Raw genomic sequence first — 18,526 nt, 5'->3', positions numbered from 1 at the left:
AAGGGAGGCATTTTATATGCATTTACATTTTACTCCGCGTCAAATTGTGGAAAAATTAGATCAATACATTATCGGTCAAAAAGATGCGAAGAAAGCGGTTGCTGTAGCTTTAAGAAATCGATACCGCCGAAGTAAATTAGCTGAAAATCTACGTGATGAAATTGTACCTAAAAATATTTTAATGATTGGACCGACAGGTGTTGGTAAAACAGAGGTAGCACGACGAATGGCGAAACTCGTTGGAGCACCTTTTATTAAGGTTGAAGCTACGAAATTTACAGAAGTTGGATATGTAGGTAGAGATGTAGAATCGATGGTACGTGACCTTGTGGAAACGTCAGTTCGCATTGTGAAAGAAGAAATGGTAGTAAAAGTACAAGACAAAGCAGAAGAACAAGCGAACCAACGTCTTGTTGAAATTTTAGTACCGAGTCCGGAGAAGCAATCTGGATTTAAAAACCCATTAGAAATGCTATTTGGTGGCGCTCAAAATTCGAATCAAACAACAGATTCACAGGAAGATGTTGAAATCGAAAAGAAACGTCAAGATGTGGAAAGAAAGCTTGCTGCAGGACTTCTTGAAGATGAAATTGTATCGATTGAAGTGACTGAACAACAGTCTTCCATGTTCGATATGCTGCAAGGAACTGGCATGGAACAAATGGGGATGAATTTCCAAGATGCATTAGGAAGTTTTATGCCGAAAAAAACAAAAAAACGTAAACTTTCTGTAAAAGAAGCAAGAAAAGTCTTGACAAATGAGGAAGCACAGCGCTTAATTGATATGGATGAAGTTACACAAGAGGCTGTTTATCGTGCTGAACAGCTCGGGATTATTTTTATCGATGAAATTGACAAAATTGCTGGTAAGCAGTCGAATAGTGTAGATGTATCACGTGAAGGTGTGCAACGTGACATTTTACCAATTGTAGAAGGATCAAATGTTGCGACAAAATACGGATCAGTAAAAACGGATTATATTTTATTCGTTGCAGCTGGAGCGTTTCATATGTCTAAACCGTCAGATTTGATTCCGGAATTACAAGGGAGATTTCCGATTCGAGTAGAATTAACAAAATTATCGACGGATGATTTTGTTAAAATATTAATCGAGCCTGACAATGCGTTAATTAAACAATATATTGCTTTATTAGCGACTGAAGGTATAGAAATTGAATTTTCAGACGAAGCTATTCGTAAGATTGCTGAGATTGCTTATCAAGTTAATCAGGATACAGATAATATTGGAGCAAGAAGACTTCATACGATTATGGAGAAGCTCCTTGAAGATTTATCGTTTGAAGCATCTGAAATTACGTTAGAGAAAATAACGATAACGCCTCAATACGTTGAGGAAAAATTAGCAACGATTGCTAAAAATAAAGATGTGAGCCAGTTTATTTTGTAATAGTGTCATCAGGTGACTCGCCCTAGTTTCCAAGTGATGAAAAAATATGTGAGTAACATGTAGGAGGAACTTTTGAAATGGAATTATTAGCAAAAACAAGAAAATTAAATGCGTTATTACAGAGCGCAGCAGGAAAGCCTGTAAACTTTAGAGAAATGTCTGACACAATGTGTGAAGTAATCGAAGCGAACGTATTCGTAGTAAGCCGTCGTGGTAAATTACTAGGTTATGCAATTCACCAACAAATCGAGAATGAGCGTATGAAACAAATGCTTGCAGAGCGTCAATTCCCAGAAGAGTATACACAAAGCTTATTCAACATTACAGAAACATCTTCAAACTTAGATGTAAACAGTGCTTACACAGCATTCCCAGTAGAAAATAAAGAATTATTTGGTCAAGGCTTAACTACAATCGTACCGATCGTTGGTGGCGGTGAGCGTCTAGGTACATTAGTTTTAGCTCGTCTTGGTCAAGAGTTCTTAGATGATGATTTAATTCTTGCTGAGTACAGCTCAACTGTTGTAGGTATGGAAATTTTACGTGAAAAAGCAGAAGAAATTGAAGAAGAAGCACGTAGCAAAGCTGTTGTTCAAATGGCGATCAGCTCATTATCTTACAGTGAGTTAGAAGCAATCGAGCACATCTTCGAAGAATTAAACGGAACAGAAGGTTTACTTGTTGCAAGTAAAATTGCTGACCGTGTAGGAATCACTCGTTCGGTAATCGTAAATGCACTTCGTAAATTAGAAAGTGCTGGTGTAATTGAGTCGCGTTCTTTAGGTATGAAAGGAACATACATTAAAGTATTAAACGACAAATTCTTACATGAACTTGCTAAATTAAAAACAAACTAATTTATAAAACTCTTCTCATTTTTTGAGGAGAGTTTTTTTGTATAACAGATTGATGTTGTTCGTACATAGCGTCATAATCGCATTTTTTTGAAAAGCCATGAATTGCATTTCACTTTTTGCTTAAAAGAAATGCAGGTTGGTAATACTAGAATTCGAGTATGAACAAAGAAAGTTTTACATTGTTCGCATTTTCGACTTGATTGTAATATTTCAGTATGATATAGTAAGCAGTGGTGTCAGTACAAAGTACACACGTTTACTGATTTAAGTGTTGGTGCTACGTTTGTAGTTTCGCTTAGAGATGAAGTAAACGGAGGATATCAAAAACCATTTAGGAGGAACTATATTATGTCAGTAATTTCTATGAAGCAATTGCTTGAAGCTGGTGTTCATTTCGGACATCAAACTCGTCGTTGGAACCCAAAAATGAAGCGTTACATTTTCACAGAGCGTAACGGTATCTACATCATCGACTTACAAAAAACTGTGAAAAAAGTTGAGGAAGCTTTCAAAGTTATGCGTGACATCGCTGCTGAAGGCGGAGACATCTTATTCGTAGGTACTAAAAAACAAGCACAAGAAGCTATTAAAGAAGAAGCAACTCGTGCTGGTATGTACTTCGTTAACCAACGTTGGTTAGGTGGAACTTTAACTAACTTCCAAACAATCCAAAAGCGTATCAAGCGTCTTAAAGACATCGAAAGAATGCAAGAAGATGGTACTTTCGAAGTACTACCTAAGAAAGAAGTTGTTCAACTTAAAAAAGAGTTAGAGCGTCTTGAGAAATTCTTAGGCGGTATTAAAGATATGAAAGGTCTTCCAAGTGCATTATTCGTAGTAGACCCTCGTAAAGAGCGTATTGCAGTTGCTGAAGCACGCAAATTACACATTCCAATCATCGGTATCGTTGATACAAACTGTGATCCAGACGAAATCGATCACGTTATCCCAGCGAACGATGATGCAATTCGTGCTGTAAAACTTCTTACATCTAAAATGGCAGACGCGATCCTTGAAGCAAAACAAGGTGAAGAAACTGTTACTGCGTAACAAAGTTGGAAAGGTGATAAGGGGTTCGGCCTTTTATCACCTTTTTTAAGGTATAAACACCTTTATAAAAGGTATAAATACATATTTTAGGAGGATGAAAAGTATGGCAATCACTGCACAAATGGTAAAAGAATTACGTGAAAAAACTGGCGCAGGTATGATGGACTGCAAAAAAGCTTTAACAGAAACTAACGGCGACATGGAGAAGGCAATTGACTTCTTACGTGAAAAAGGTATCGCGAAAGCTGCTAAAAAAGCAGACCGCATCGCTGCTGAAGGTTTAACTTTCATCGAAACAAACGGTAACGACGGTTTAATCTTAGAATTAAACTCTGAAACTGATTTCGTTGCGAAAAACGAAGGTTTCCAAACATTAATTAAAGAATTAGCTGCTCACTTATTAGCTAAGAAACCTGCTAACGTTGAAGAAGCTATGGCTCAAACAATGGAAAACGGTAAAAAAGTTGAAGAGCACATCAACGAAGCAATCGCTAAAATTGGTGAAAAGCTTACACTTCGTCGTTTCGAAATCGTATCAAAAACTGATGCAGATGCATTCGGTGCTTACCTACACATGGGTGGACGCATTGGTGTTCTAACAGTTCTTGAAGGTTCTACTGATGAAGCGGCTGCTAAAGACGTAGCAATGCACATCGCTGCAGTTAACCCTAAATACATCGATCGTGATGCTGTAACAGCTGAAGAAGTTGAGCATGAGCGTCAAGTATTAACACAACAAGCATTAAACGAAGGCAAGCCTGAAAAAATCGTTGCAAAAATGGTTGAAGGCCGTCTAGGCAAATTCTTCGAAGAGATTTGCTTACTTGACCAAGCATTCGTTAAAAACCCTGATATGAAAGTTCGTCAATTCGTTGAGTCTAAAGGCGCAACATTAAAAGGATTCGTTCGCTACGCTGTTGGTGAAGGTATCGAAAAACGCGAAGACAACTTTGCTGAAGAAGTAATGAACCAAGTAAAAGGTAGTAACTAATACAGATTAGGGAACACATTGTGTTCCCTTTTTTAAAATAAAGATGTAAGCAATTGGAGGTTCATTATGAGTAAACCGAAATATAATCGTGTCGTTTTAAAGCTGAGTGGAGAAGCTTTAGCTGGCGAGCAAGGATTTGGAATCAACCCAGCTGTTATTAAGTCAGTTGCGGAACAAGTGAAAGAAATTGCAGAACTAGATGTAGAGGTTGCTGTTGTTGTTGGCGGCGGTAACATTTGGCGTGGAAAAATTGGAAGTGAGATGGGCATGGATCGTGCAGGAGCGGATTACATGGGCATGTTAGCGACAGTTATGAATTCATTAGCTCTTCAAGATAGCTTGGAGAACATCGGAATTCAAACTCGCGTACAAACTTCAATTGAAATGCGTCAAGTGGCAGAGCCTTACATTCGTCGTAAAGCAGTTCGTCACTTAGAGAAAAAACGTGTTGTTATCTTCGCAGCAGGTACTGGTAACCCATACTTCTCTACAGATACAACGGCAGCATTACGTGCGGCGGAAATTGAAGCTGACGTAATTTTAATGGCGAAAAACAATGTGGATGGCGTATATAATGCAGATCCATCTATTGACCCAACAGCTACGAAATACGAAACACTTACTTACTTAGATGTATTAAAAGAAGGTTTAGGTGTAATGGATTCTACAGCTTCTTCTCTATGTATGGATAATGATATTCCATTAATTGTATTCTCAGTTATGGAAAAAGGGAATATTAAACGTGCCGTGTTAGGCGAAAATATCGGAACAGTTGTAAGGGGGAAATAAATATGGGACAACAAGTATTGAAGTCTGCAAATGAAAAAATGGAAAAAGCGGTTGCTGCTTATTCACGCGAATTAGCAACAGTTCGCGCTGGTCGTGCAAACGCGTCTGTATTAGATAAAGTACAAGTTGATTACTATGGTGCACCAACACCAGTTGTGCAATTAGCGAACATTACAGTTCCAGAAGCACGTTTACTTGTAATTCAACCGTATGATAAAACTTCTATCGGTGATATCGAAAAAGCAATTTTAAAAGCAGATTTAGGCTTAAACCCTTCTAATGATGGAACTGTAATTCGTATTGCATTCCCTGCATTAACAGAAGAGCGTCGTCGTGATCTTGTAAAAGTTGTGAAAAAATATGCTGAAGAAGCAAAAGTTGCTGTTCGTAACGTACGTCGTGACGGTAACGATGATCTTAAGAAGCTTGAAAAAGCTGGCGAGATTACAGAAGACGATTTAAGAGGATATACTGAAGATATCCAAAAAGAAACAGATAAATATATTGCAAAAGTTGACGAAATCGCAAAAAACAAAGAAAAAGAAATCATGGAAGTGTAATAGCGATACTTTCGCAAATATGACCCTCTTCTTAAGGGGGTCTTTTTACACTTTTAGGCATACGTCTGCTTGTTGGAGGGTATGAATGATGTTTAAAAACTTTCCTTTTTTTAAAGGTAAAAAGGACACATCGTTTGATCATCTCGTTGAAGAAGTGAAAAAAGGATACATCCCAGAACATATTGCCATCATTATGGATGGTAATGGAAGGTGGGCAAAGAGGAGAGCGATGCCTCGTATTGCGGGACATCATGAAGGCATGCAAGTTGTAAAGAAAATCACAAAATTTGCAAGCAAACTTAATGTGAAAGTATTAACTCTTTATGCTTTTTCAACTGAGAACTGGAAAAGACCGAAAAAGGAAGTTGATTATTTAATGAAGCTTCCAGAAGAATTTTTAGGTACATTTTTACCAGAATTGATTGAAGAGAACGTACAAGTCCGTGTAATAGGGCAACAAGATCGTCTTCCTACGCATACACGCAGAGCGATGGAGAAGGCCATGGAAGAGACGAAAGAGAATACGGGATTAATTCTGAATTTCGCGTTAAACTATGGAAGTCGAGATGAAATCGTTTCTGCTGTGCAACATATGATGAAAGATCGTGAGGAAGGAAAAGTTCGTGTTGAAGATGTAAGCGAAGAAATGCTTTCTTCCTACTTAATGACGAGTTCTTTACCTGACCCAGAGTTGTTAATCCGTACGAGCGGAGAGCTACGTATTAGTAATTTCATGTTATGGCAAATTGCATATTCGGAATTTTGGTTTACAGATGTGTATTGGCCAGATTTTACCGAGGAACATTTGCTAAATGCGATTACAGACTTTCAGCATAGAGGGCGCAGATTCGGAGGCGTGTAGAAAGAGAGGGTTTGGTAGTGAAACAGAGAATTATTACTGGAGTGGTTGCTGCCGCGCTATTCATTCCCATCGTAATTTACGGTGGCGTGCCTTTTACGGTTTTAGTGTATGCACTTGCTTCTATAGGTTTATATGAATTAATTCGTATGAATAAGCTTACGCTTATTTCAGTACCAACAGTTTTAGCTGCAGTATTATTATGGATTATTTTAATTCCAAGTAGTGCATCAGAACTGTTTACTTGGATTGGATTAGGTAAATTAGAAATCACATTTGTGATTGTTCTATTACTTTTATCATATACAGTCCTTTCTAAGAATACATTTACTTTTGACAATGCTTCATTTTTACTAATGGCAACAACATATGTTGCAATGGGATTCTTATATTTGAATGAAACGAGAATTTTAGGAATTAAATATGTGTTTTGCGCATTATTTGTTATATGGGCTACTGATTCAGGCGCATATTTCGTAGGAAAAGCATTAGGAAAAAGAAAGTTATGGCCAGAAATTAGTCCAAATAAAACGATTGAAGGTTCATTAGGCGGCATCGTTTGTGGAATTATTGTAGCGCTTGTTTACAACATGTTTTTCCCAGTGGAATCGAATGTAGTAATTTTAATTGTGCTGACAATTATCATTTCTATTTTTGGACAAATTGGTGATTTAGTACAATCTGCATTTAAACGTCATTATGGCGTAAAAGATTCAGGTACAATTTTACCTGGACATGGTGGTATATTAGATCGAACAGATAGTTGGTTATTCGTTTTACCAATTCTCTACTTCTTATTACAATACAATTAATAAATGAACGAGGGGTTGGAGTCATGAAAAACATTAGTTTATTAGGTGCAAGCGGATCAATTGGTACACAAACTTTAGATGTATTACGCTCGCACCCAGACCAATTCCGTCTCGTTGCTTTTTCTGTAGGGAAAAATATTGACTACGCAGTAAAAGTCATTCAAGAATTTTCTCCGCAAATTGTCTCTGTGCAAAGAGAGGAAGATGTTTTAAAATTACAAGCTGTCTCTGGTAATACAAAAATTGTATATGGTAGTGAAGGACTTTTAGAAGTAGCATTACATCCAGATGCGGAGATCGTAGTAAATGCTGTTGTAGGTAGCGTAGGGTTGTTACCAACACTTCGTGCAATTGAGGCGAAAAAAACAATTGGAATTGCAAACAAAGAAACGTTAGTAACTGCAGGGCATCTTGTAATGGAAGCAGCGCGAAAACATAATGTTTCGTTACTTCCAGTAGACAGTGAACATTCAGCTATTTTTCAATGCTTGAATGGTGAAAATGAAAAAAGAATTTCTCGACTAATTATAACGGCTTCTGGTGGAAGTTTCCGTGATAAAACGAGAGATGAATTGTATCATGTGACCGTAGAAGATGCGCTTCGACATCCAAACTGGTCAATGGGTTCGAAAATTACAATTGATTCTGCTACAATGATGAATAAGGGGCTAGAAGTAATTGAAGCACATTGGCTTTTTGGTATCCCTTACGAGCAAATCGATGTTGTTTTACATAAAGAAAGTATTATTCATTCTATGGTTGAATTTGAAGATCGTAGTGTGATGGCACAGCTTGGCTCACCTGATATGCGAGTACCAATTCAATACGCACTTACATATCCTGATCGATTGCCTCTTTCAGACACAAAGCAGTTAAATTTATGGGAAATGGGTACATTGCATTTTGAGAAAATGAACCAAGAACGTTTCCGTTGCTTGCGCTTTGCGTATGAAGCTGGAAAAACAGGTGGAAGTATGCCGGCTGTAATGAATGCAGCGAATGAAGTAGCTGTTGAAGCTTTTTTACAAAAGAGAATTGGTTTCTTAACAGTGGAAGACCTCATTGAAAAAGCAATGAACCATCACAATGTCATTGCACGTCCGAGCTTAGAGGAAATTCTGGAAATTGATGCAACCACAAGACGGTTTGTGATGGAACAAATTTAGCAAAGGTGGTATGGAATTGAATACAGCGATTGCCTTTATATTAATTTTCGGTGCACTCGTATTTTTCCATGAGCTAGGGCATCTATATTTCGCAAAAAGAGCAGGTATTTTATGCCGTGAGTTTGCGATTGGTTTTGGTCCGAAAATATTCTCATTTGAAAAGAATGAAACGGTGTATACGATTCGATTATTGCCCCTTGGTGGCTATGTAAGAATGGCTGGCGAGGATGCAGATACAGTTGAGTTAAAGCCTGGGAAAAAGGTTGGCCTTGTATTAAACGAAAAAGACGAAGTTGTAAAATTAGTTTTTGATGGATATGAAAAGTATCCAAATGTTCGCGTGATTGAAGTGGAACAAGCTGATTTAGAGCATAATTTAACAATTTCGGGTTATGAAGAGTACGAGGAAGAGCTTCAAACATTCCGAGTGAATGAAAAGGCTCGTATTATTACTGCCGGTGAAGAAATTCAAATTGCTCCGTATAATAGACAGTTTGGCTCTAAGAAATTAGGTCAACGTGCTTTAACGATCTTTGCGGGTCCTGCAATGAATTTCATTTTAGCATTTGTTATTTTTGTGATTCTTGGATTTGTACAAGGTGTTCCTGTTGACAAACCAATGGTCGGAAAAGTGATGGAGAATAGTGCGGCAGAGCAAGCTGGATTAAAAGAAAATGATACAATTCAAGCTATTGATGGGAAAAACACAAGTACATGGAAAGATGTTGTTACCATTGTACGTGAAAATCCGAATAAAGAAATTACGTTACAAGTAAAGCGTGATAGTGAACAGTTTAATGTGAAAGTAACGCCAACGCTTGATAAAGAAGGTAAAGAAGAAGTTGGTAGAATCGGTGTTTACTCTCCTGTAGAAAAAACAGTGATGGGTTCTATTAAATCAGGTTTTGAACAAACATACCAATGGACGAAACTAATTTTTGAGTCTCTTGTGAAATTAGTAACCGGCCAATTCTCTATTAATGAGTTGTCAGGTCCAGTAGGAATTTATAATCTAACAGATCAAGTTGTAGATTATGGATTTACGCGTGTATTAAGTTTAGCAGCCGTTTTAAGTATTAACCTTGGTTTATTTAACCTACTACCAGTTCCTGCTTTAGACGGTGGACGTTTGTTCTTCTTCTTAATTGAGGCGTTACGCGGGAAACCAATTGACCGTCAAAAAGAAGGAATGGTTCACTTTATTGGTTTTGCATTATTAATGTTACTTATGTTAGTAGTAACTTGGAATGACATTCGTAAGTTTTTCTTGTAAAATAAAGTGAAACTTATAATGAAATAGAGCTCGTAGAATAAAATCCCTCACCTAACTCGAGGTGAGGGGTTTTCCTGCGTATAAGAGTAAAATGAAGAGGTGCGAATAAATGAAACAAAGTATGGTATTTAGTCCTACATTACGTGAAGTTCCAGCTGATGCTGAAATTAAGAGTCATCAGTTATTACTTCGTGCAGGTTTTATGCGTCAAAATGCTTCTGGTATTTATAGCTTTTTACCATTTGGATTAAAAGTGCTACACAAAGTAGAACGAATCGTTCGAGAAGAAATGGAGCGCGCAGGTGCTGTAGAATTATTAATGCCAGCGATGCAAGCTGCAGAATTATGGCAAGAGTCAGGTCGTTGGTATTCTTACGGATCTGAATTAATGCGTATGAAAGATCGTAATGCTCGTGAATTTGCATTAGGAGCGACACATGAAGAAGTAATTACGGATCTTGTACGTGATGAAGTGAAATCATATAAAAAATTACCGTTAACATTATATCAAATTCAAACAAAATTCCGTGATGAACAAAGACCTCGTTTCGGTTTATTACGTGGAAGAGAGTTTCTAATGAAAGATGCATACTCTTTCCATGCTACACAAGAGAGCTTAGATGAAGTGTACGATCGCTTATACAAAGCATACTCTAACATTTTCGCTCGTTGTGGCTTGAATTTCCGTGCGGTTATTGCTGATTCAGGAGCAATGGGCGGAAAAGATACACATGAATTTATGGTATTATCTGATGTTGGTGAAGATACAATTGCATACTCTGATACATCTGATTATGCAGCGAACATCGAAATGGCTCCTGTTGTAGCTACGTATACGAAGAGTGACGAAGCAGAAAAAGCGCTTGAAAAAGTAGCAACACCAGACCAAAAAGCAATTGAAGAAGTATCTGCCTTCTTAAACATCGAAGCTGAAAAGTGCATTAAGTCTATGGTATTTAAAGTAGATGAGAAATTAGTAGTTGTACTTGTTCGTGGTGATCATGAAGTAAACGATGTAAAAGTGAAAAATGTATACGGTGCTTCCGTTGTTGAGCTTGCCTCTCATGAAGAAGTAAAAGAATTATTAAATTGTGAAGTTGGTTCATTAGGTCCAATTGGTGTAACAGGTGATATTGAAATTATTGCTGATCACGCTGTAGCATCGATTGTCAACGGATGTTCAGGAGCTAACGAAGAAGGGTTCCATTATGTAAATGTAAATCCAGAACGTGACTTTAAAGTAAGTCAATATACGGATTTACGATTCATTCAAGAAGGAGATCAATCTCCAGACGGAAACGGAACAATTCTTTTCGCACGCGGAATTGAAGTTGGTCATGTATTCAAATTAGGAACTCGTTATAGTGAAGCAATGAACGCAACATTCCTAGATGAAAACGGAAAAACACAACCACTTATTATGGGTTGTTACGGCATTGGTGTGTCTCGTACAGTGGCAGCAATTGCAGAGCAGTTTAATGATGAGAACGGTTTAGTTTGGCCAAAAGCTGTTGCACCGTTCCATGTGCATGTAATTCCAGTAAATATGAAATCTGATGCACAACGTGAAATGGGTGAAAACATCTATAACTCATTACAAGAGCAAGGATATGAAGTATTACTAGATGATCGTGCAGAACGTGCAGGCGTTAAATTTGCTGATGCTGATTTATTCGGCCTTCCAGTTCGCGTGACAGTTGGTAAAAAAGCAGACGAAGGTATTGTAGAAGTGAAAGTACGTGCTACAGGTGAGTCTGAAGAAGTGAAAGTAGAAGAGCTTCAAACATATATTGCTAATATTTTAAAATAAGAAGAGGTACCTCATAACGAGGTACCTTCTCTTTCTTTGTAAACGTATTTTGTAAAAGAAGAAGGGAGAAATCTTTCTTTGTAGTACGTTTCAATTTATAATAGCAAATGGAAGGAGAGTGCTTATGTCTTTAACAAATGAACAACAAGAGCGATTTCAAATTTTGCTCCAGCAGTTGCAAATACCAGAAGACCTTATAAATCAATATTTACAAGGCGGTGGCATTGAAAAGCTAGTTATTGATAAAGCGAATAAAAGTTGGCATTTTGACTTACAAGTGCCGCGTATTTTGCCTACAGAATTATATGAATTGCTAGAAACAAAGCTTAAGCAATCATTTTCTCATATTGCAAGAACAACATTTGCATTAGAAACAGAGAACAAACAATTTACTGAAGAAGAAGTGAGGGCGTATTGGCCACTTTGTACGGAACGAATTACATTTTCACCTATGTTTGCTTATTTAAAGAAGCAGCTTCCGCAGGTTAATGGAGTGAAGTTACTTATAAATGTGAATAATGAGCTGGAATCTACTGCTTTAAAGAAAAACGTTGCGAAACCAGTAGGGGATCAATACGAGGCTTTTGGATTCCCGCGTTTCCAGCTAGACACACATATACAGCAAAATACAGAAGAAATGCAAAAGTTTCGTGAGCAAACGCAGCAAGAGGACCGCGAGCGTGTTATACAAGCTATGGAAGAAATGGCGAAGAAGCAAGCTGAAGAAAGTAGCGTTGTGCATGAAGGACCGATCACACTCGGGTATCTTATTAAGCCAGATGAAGAGATTACACCGATGCGAGAAATTCAAGATGAAGAAAGAAGAAAAACAGTTCAAGGATATGTCTTCCATGTGGAAACGAAAGAGCTTCGTAGTGGACGTACGTTATTAACTTTAAAAATAACGGATTATACAGATTCGATTATGATCAAAATGTTCTCACGTGATAAAGAAGATATTCCAATGCTACAATCCTTGAAAAAAGGAATGTGGGTGAAGGCTCGTGGTTCTGTTCAAAATGATACATTTGTTCGAGATTTAGTAATGATTGCAAATGATATTAATGAAATAACAGGACCGTCTCGTAAAGATAAAGCACCAGAAGGCGAAAAACGTGTAGAGCTGCATCTTCACACGCCAATGAGTCAAATGGATGCTGTTACTCCAGTTTCTAAGCTTGTTGCTCAAGCAGGTAAATGGGGGCATGAGGCTATTGCCATTACAGACCATGCTGTTGCACAGTCATTCCCAGAAGCATATTCAGCTGGGAAAAAAGCCGGAATTAAAGTTATATATGGTGTGGAAGCAAACTTAGTGAATGACGGTGTACCAATAGCGTATAACGAAGCGCATCGTTTACTTGCAGAGGAAACGTATGTTGTTTTCGACGTTGAGACGACAGGTTTATCAGCTGTATATGATACAGTTATTGAGTTAGCTGCTGTAAAAGTAAAAGGCGGCGAAATTATTGGCCGCTTTGAATCTTTTGCAAATCCGCATCAACCATTATCGGCAACGATCATTGAATTAACAGGTATTACAGATGATATGTTAACCGACGCACCAGAAGTGGACGAAGTGTTTAAAAAGTTTGAAGAATGGATGGGCGACCATACACTTGTTGCTCATAACGCAAGCTTCGATATGGGCTTTATTAACGTAGGATTTAAAAAAGCTGGTTTAGAAAAAACAAAAAATCCAGTAATAGATACGTTAGAGCTTGCACGATTCTTATTCCCAGAAATGAAAAATCACCGTTTAAATACGTTGTGTAAAAAGATGGATATCGAATTAACGCAACATCACCGTGCAATTTATGATACAGAAGCAACGGGATATTTACTTGTAAAAATGTTAAAAGAGGTAATTGAAAAAGGTTTTGAATATCACGATCAATTAAACGATAGTATGGGACAAGGGGATGCATATAAACGCGGGCGTCCAAGTCATATGACATTACTTGCTACATCGGATGTTGGATTGAAAAATTTATATAAACTTGTTTCATATTCTCATTTAAATTACTTTTACCGTGTACCACGAGTACCAAGATCACTATTAAAAAAGTATCGTGAAGGTATTTTAGTAGGAACGGCTTGTGATAAAGGTGAAGTGTTTGAGGCGATGATGCAAAAAGCTCCTGAAGAGGTAGAAGAAATTGCGCAGTTCTACGATTACATTGAAGTAATGCCACCAGAAGTGTTACGTCATTTAGTAGAGCGTGAACTCGTTCGAGATGAGGGACAATTAAAAACAATCATTTCTAACTTAGTAAAACTAGGTGAGACGTTAGATAAACCAGTTGTTGCTACCGGAAACGTACATTATTTAGATCCAGAAGATGCAATGTATCGTAAAATTTTAGTAAGTTCACAGGGTGGAGCGAATCCGTTAAACCGACATTCATTACCACCTGTACATTTCCGTACAACGGATGAAATGTTAGAGTGTTTCTCATTTTTAGGTGAAGACGTAGCGAAAGAAATTGTCGTAACGAATACACAAAAGATTGCATCATTAATTGGTGATGTTCATCCAGTAAAAGATGATCTATATACACCGAAAATTGAAGGTGCAGATGATGAAACGCGTGATATGAGTTATAAAATGGCGCGTAGCATTTATGGTGAAGAGTTACCTGAAATAGTAGAAGCCCGTTTAGAAAAAGAATTAAAAAGTATTATTGGTCATGGATTCGCCGTAATCTATTTAATTTCACATAAACTTGTGAAAAAATCATTAGTAGACGGATATCTAGTAGGTTCGCGTGGATCGGTAGGTTCATCATTCGTTGCAACGATGATGGAAATTACAGAAGTAAACCCATTACCACCACATTATGTATGTCCGAAGTGTAAGCAATCAGAATTCTTTAATGATGGTTCTGTAGGGTCTGGTTTCGACTTACCGGATAAAGAATGTCCTACATGTAATGTTCCATACGTAAAAGATGGACATGATATTCCGTTCGAAACGTTCCTTGGATTTAAAGGAGATAAGGTACCCGATATCGATTTGAATTTCTCCGGGGAATATCAACCACGTGCCCATAACTATACGAAAGTACTGTTCGGTGAAGATTATGTATATCGTGCAGGAACGATTGGTACAGTTGCGGAAAAAACGGCTTATGGATATGTAAAAGGTTATGCGAACGATCATAACTTGACGATTCGAAATGCAGAAATTGATCGCTTAGTAGCAGGATGTACCGGTGTAAAACGTACAACAGGACAGCATCCAGGTGGTATTATCGTTGTGCCAGATTACATGGACATTTTTGATTTCTCACCGATACAGTATCCGGCAGATTCAATAGGGGCTGAGTGGAGAACGACACACTTTGACTTCCACTCGATTCATGATAATTTATTGAAACTTGATATACTAGGACACGATGATCCGACAGTTATTCGTATGTTACAAGATTTAAGTGGTATTGACCCGAAAACAATCCCAACGGATGATCCAGAAGTAATGAAAATTTTCTCAGGGCCAGAATCGTTAGGCGTAACGGAAGAACAAATTAACTGTAAAACAGGTACACTTGGTATACCAGAGTTTGGTACGAAATTCGTAAGACAGATGTTAGAAGAGACGAAACCGACGACATTCTCAGAGTTAGTCCAAATTTCTGGATTATCACATGGTACGGACGTATGGCTAGGTAATGCAAACGAATTAATTTATAACGGTACATGTACGCTGAGTGAAGTTATCGGTTGTCGTGATGACATCATGGTATATTTAATCTATCAAGGTTTAGACCCATCATTAGCCTTCAAAATCATGGAGTCAGTACGTAAAGGTAAAGGTGTACCAGAAGAATGGGAAGAGGACATGAAAAATAATAATGTACCAGGTTGGTATATTGATTCATGTAAGAAGATTAAGTACATGTTCCCTAAAGCCCATGCGGCTGCATACGTACTTATGGCCGTGCGTATTGCATACTTTAAAGTACATTTCGCGCTTCTATTCTATGCGGCATACTTTACCGTTCGTGCAGATGACTTTGACGTAGAAGCGATGGCGAAAGGTTCAGCATCTATACGTGCAAGAATTGATGAAATTGCGCAAAAAGGTTTAGATGCAGCGCCGAAAGAGAAGAGTTTATTAACGGTACTAGAAATGACACTTGAAATGTGTGAGCGTGGATACTCATTCCAAAAGGTTGATTTGTATCGTTCACATGCAACAGACTTTATTATTGATGGAGACTCATTAATTCCTCCATTTAATGCGGTACCTGGTCTTGGTACGAACGCAGCTTTAAGTATTGTGGAAGCTCGTAAAAATGGAGAATTCTTATCAAAGGAAGACTTGCAGCAGCGTAGTAAGGTTTCGAAAACAATTATTGAGTACTTAGATAGTCAAGGTTGTTTAGGTGATTTGCCGGATCAAAACCAGTTATCACTGTTCTAATAGGTAGGAAAAGTCTTTGCAAATCAACATTTGCTATGGTATACTATTAACCGAGATAACCATGTCATGTATATTGTGTGAAAAAAAGAGTGGGGAAACCCACTCTTTCGTGTTACTATCTACATTTTATTGATGTGGAGAGGTAAGAAATTTCTGTCGTATATACATATTTTGTTACAAGTTTTACTTCTTAAATTTGGTAATACTAAGACAGATATTCCCTGCTTAACGGCAGGGGCTTTTGTTAGCTAACGAGAAAGAATAAGATAGACCGTTCTATGGGCGGGGTCTTTTCTTGTAAATGGTACATGGCGGCAGGAAGGAGGCTGTTTATGGATAAGAAAGTCACAGAAGTTGTAGAAGCATTTGCGCAGCCAATCGTTGAAGAGTTAAATCTTGAACTTGTAGATGTAGAGTATGTGAAAGAAGGACAAGACTGGTTCTTACGCGTATTCATCGATTCTGAAAAGGGAGTCGACATTGAAGAATGCGGTGCGGTGAGTGAACGTTTAAGCGAAGCTTTAGATAAAGAGGATCCAATTCCTCATCTTTACTTTTTGGATGTGTCATCTCCTGGAGCAGAACGCCCATTAAAGAAAGAGAAAGACTTCCAGCAAGCGGTAGGAAAACAAGTGGCAATTAAAACATATGAGCCGATTGATGGTGAAAAGATGTTTGAAGGAAAAATGCTTTCCTACGATGGTACTACAATTACACTATTATTAACAATTAAAACACGTAAAAAAGAAATCCAAATTCCAATGGACAAAGTTGCAAATGCGCGACTTGCTGTTACGTTTTAGTTAGAAGGGGGATCTTCATGAGCACTGAGTTGTTAGATGCCTTGCTCGTATTAGAGTCAGAAAAAGGAATTAGTAAAGATATTATTATTGATGCGATTGAAGCAGCGTTAATCTCTGCTTATAAACGCAATTTTAACCAAGCACAAAACGTTCGTGTGAGCTTTAACCCACAAGTGGGAACAATCCAAGTTTTAGCACGTAAAGACGTTGTTGATAATGTGTTTGATCCACGTCTTGAAATTTCTGTTGAAGAAGCAAGACAAATTAATCCAAACTATCAAGATGGTGACGTACTAGAAATTGAGGTAACGCCAAAAGATTTCGGTCGTATTGCAGCACAAACTGCAAAACAAGTTGTAACACAACGAGTGCGTGAAGCAGAGCGTGGTGTTATTTACTCTGAGTTTAGTGATCGTGAAGAAGATATCATGGTTGGTATCGTACAACGTCAAGATGCTCGTTTCATCTATGTAAGCTTAGGGAAAGTAGAAGCTTTATTACCTGTAAGTGAGCAAATGCCGAACGAACAGTACAAACCACATGATCGTATTCGCGTATTCATTACGAAAGTAGAAAAAACAACAAAAGGACCACAAATTTACGTATCACGTACACATCCTGGTCTTTTAAAACGTTTATTCGAAATGGAAGTTCCTGAAATTTATGATGGAACGGTTGAAATTCGTTCTGTAGCACGTGAAGCAGGAGATCGTTCTAAAATCTCTGTACATGCAGAGAACATTGATGTGGATCCAGTAGGTTCTTGTGTAGGACCGAAAGGACAACGTGTACAACGCATTGTAGACGAACTAAAAGGTGAAAAGATTGACATCGTTCGCTGGTCAAATGATCCAGTAGAATATGTTGCCAATGCTTTAAGCCCATCACAAGTTGTTAAAGTGCTTGTAGATGAAGAAGAAAAAGCAACAACTGTTGTTGTTCCAGACCACCAACTGTCATTAGCTATCGGTAAACGTGGACAAAATGCACGTCTTGCAGCTAAATTAACAGGTTGGAAAATTGATATTAAGAGTGAGTCTGATGCGAAACAACTTGGAATTGTAACAGAAGAAGATAGCGTAGTCGCATTCGGATTCGATTCAGTTGAAGACGAAATCGAGTAGAGGTGATGAGTATGAGCAATCGAAAAGTTCCGTTACGAAAATGTGTTGCAACGCAAGAAATGAAATCAAAACGAGAGCTCGTTCGCATTGTTCGTTCCAAAGAGGGAGAAGTGTCTATTGATTTAACTGGAAAGAAATCAGGACGAGGTGCTTATTTATCAAAAGATAAAGAAAGCATTCTTCAAGCTCAAAAGAAAAATGTTTTGGAACATCATCTAAAAGCGAAAATCGACAGTTCTCTTTATGAAGAACTTCTTGAGCTTGTTGAGAAGGAGTCGAAATAAGTGTCCGATTGGAAATCGTTTTTAGGACTAGCAAACCGGGCTCGAAAAATTATTTCGGGTGAAGAACTCGTTTTAAAGGAAGTACGAAGTGGCAAAGCAAAACTTGTGTTGCTATCTGAAGATGCGTCAGTAAATACTACAAAGCGTATTACGGATAAAACGACGTACTACAACGTACCAATGAGAAAGGTCGAAAATCGACAACAATTAGGGCATGCGATTGGGAGAGATGAGCGAGTCGTTGTAGCTGTGTTAGATGAAGGCTTTGCGAAAAAGCTGCGTAGCATGCTCGATACAAATTACCGGGGGTGAAG

16 protein-coding genes are annotated in these 18,526 nt (G+C 37.9%); all 16 read left to right on the top strand.

The features are described from left to right. Positions 1 to 16: 16 nt before the first annotated feature. The 16 genes from hslU (at position 17) to PDQ68_RS05945 (ending at position 18,524) form a co-directional block, all read left to right on the top strand. Positions 17 to 1,408, top strand: a complete 1,392-nt coding sequence (gene hslU / locus PDQ68_RS06020; protein ID WP_270786621.1) for an ATP-dependent protease ATPase subunit HslU — start codon at positions 17 to 19, stop codon at positions 1,406 to 1,408. A 77-nt stretch (positions 1,409 to 1,485) separates the two neighbouring features. Then, positions 1,486 to 2,265 (top strand): GTP-sensing pleiotropic transcriptional regulator CodY, encoded by a 780-nt coding sequence (codY, locus tag PDQ68_RS06015; RefSeq protein ID WP_000421288.1) that lies wholly within the window; start codon positions 1,486 to 1,488, stop codon positions 2,263 to 2,265. 348 nt (positions 2,266 to 2,613) lie between these two features. Then, complete coding sequence (gene rpsB, locus PDQ68_RS06010) at positions 2,614 to 3,315, top strand: 30S ribosomal protein S2 (protein ID WP_000111483.1); 702 nt, start codon at positions 2,614 to 2,616, stop codon at positions 3,313 to 3,315. Positions 3,316 to 3,418: 103 nt separating this feature from the next. Then, positions 3,419 to 4,306 (top strand): translation elongation factor Ts, encoded by an 888-nt coding sequence (tsf, locus tag PDQ68_RS06005; RefSeq protein ID WP_001018580.1) that lies wholly within the window; start codon positions 3,419 to 3,421, stop codon positions 4,304 to 4,306. A gap of 66 nt (positions 4,307 to 4,372) precedes the next feature. Then, entirely contained in the window at positions 4,373 to 5,095 is a 723-nt protein-coding gene (gene pyrH, locus PDQ68_RS06000) for a UMP kinase (protein WP_000042663.1), read from the top strand. A 2-nt stretch (positions 5,096 to 5,097) separates the two neighbouring features. Further along, a complete protein-coding gene (gene frr, locus PDQ68_RS05995) occupies positions 5,098 to 5,655 on the top strand; it encodes a ribosome recycling factor (RefSeq protein WP_000531500.1) in 558 nt (185 codons plus the stop codon). A gap of 85 nt (positions 5,656 to 5,740) precedes the next feature. Beyond that, positions 5,741 to 6,517 carry an isoprenyl transferase gene (gene uppS, locus PDQ68_RS05990; RefSeq protein WP_000971300.1) on the top strand — a complete coding sequence of 259 codons (777 nt, stop codon included), beginning with the start codon at positions 5,741 to 5,743 and terminating at the stop codon, positions 6,515 to 6,517. 17 nt (positions 6,518 to 6,534) lie between these two features. Beyond that, a complete protein-coding gene (cdsA, locus tag PDQ68_RS05985; protein WP_000813584.1) occupies positions 6,535 to 7,326 on the top strand; it encodes a phosphatidate cytidylyltransferase in 792 nt (263 codons plus the stop codon). A gap of 23 nt (positions 7,327 to 7,349) precedes the next feature. Further along, positions 7,350 to 8,492: a 1-deoxy-D-xylulose-5-phosphate reductoisomerase gene (dxr, locus tag PDQ68_RS05980; RefSeq protein ID WP_061183967.1), complete on the top strand. Its 1,143-nt coding sequence runs from the start codon at positions 7,350 to 7,352 to the stop codon at positions 8,490 to 8,492. A 16-nt stretch (positions 8,493 to 8,508) separates the two neighbouring features. Next, complete coding sequence (gene rseP, locus PDQ68_RS05975; protein ID WP_001090246.1) at positions 8,509 to 9,765, top strand: RIP metalloprotease RseP; 1,257 nt, start codon at positions 8,509 to 8,511, stop codon at positions 9,763 to 9,765. Positions 9,766 to 9,874: 109 nt separating this feature from the next. Next, positions 9,875 to 11,575, top strand: coding sequence for a proline--tRNA ligase (locus tag PDQ68_RS05970; protein ID WP_000814305.1), 1,701 nt, complete (start codon positions 9,875 to 9,877; stop codon positions 11,573 to 11,575). 124 nt (positions 11,576 to 11,699) lie between these two features. Then, entirely contained in the window at positions 11,700 to 16,001 is a 4,302-nt protein-coding gene (locus PDQ68_RS05965) for a PolC-type DNA polymerase III (RefSeq protein WP_061183968.1), read from the top strand. 332 nt (positions 16,002 to 16,333) lie between these two features. Next, positions 16,334 to 16,804: a ribosome maturation factor RimP gene (rimP, locus tag PDQ68_RS05960; RefSeq protein WP_000359097.1), complete on the top strand. Its 471-nt coding sequence runs from the start codon at positions 16,334 to 16,336 to the stop codon at positions 16,802 to 16,804. 17 nt (positions 16,805 to 16,821) lie between these two features. After that, complete coding sequence (gene nusA, locus PDQ68_RS05955) at positions 16,822 to 17,928, top strand: transcription termination factor NusA (RefSeq protein ID WP_000102609.1); 1,107 nt, start codon at positions 16,822 to 16,824, stop codon at positions 17,926 to 17,928. A gap of 11 nt (positions 17,929 to 17,939) precedes the next feature. Beyond that, positions 17,940 to 18,212, top strand: a complete 273-nt coding sequence (rnpM, locus tag PDQ68_RS05950) for an RNase P modulator RnpM (protein WP_000071128.1) — start codon at positions 17,940 to 17,942, stop codon at positions 18,210 to 18,212. Beyond that, positions 18,213 to 18,524 (top strand): YlxQ family RNA-binding protein, encoded by a 312-nt coding sequence (locus PDQ68_RS05945; protein WP_001286523.1) that lies wholly within the window; start codon positions 18,213 to 18,215, stop codon positions 18,522 to 18,524. It abuts the gene before it with no gap. The last annotated feature ends 2 nt before the right edge of the window (positions 18,525 to 18,526 follow it).

It is taken from the genome of Bacillus cereus group sp. Bc010 (assembly GCF_027716745.1).
Lineage (GTDB): Bacteria > Bacillota > Bacilli > Bacillales > Bacillaceae_G > Bacillus_A > Bacillus_A pacificus.
The sequence above is the reverse complement of the archived record's forward strand: the minus strand, read 5'-3'. Positions and strand labels throughout refer to the sequence as shown.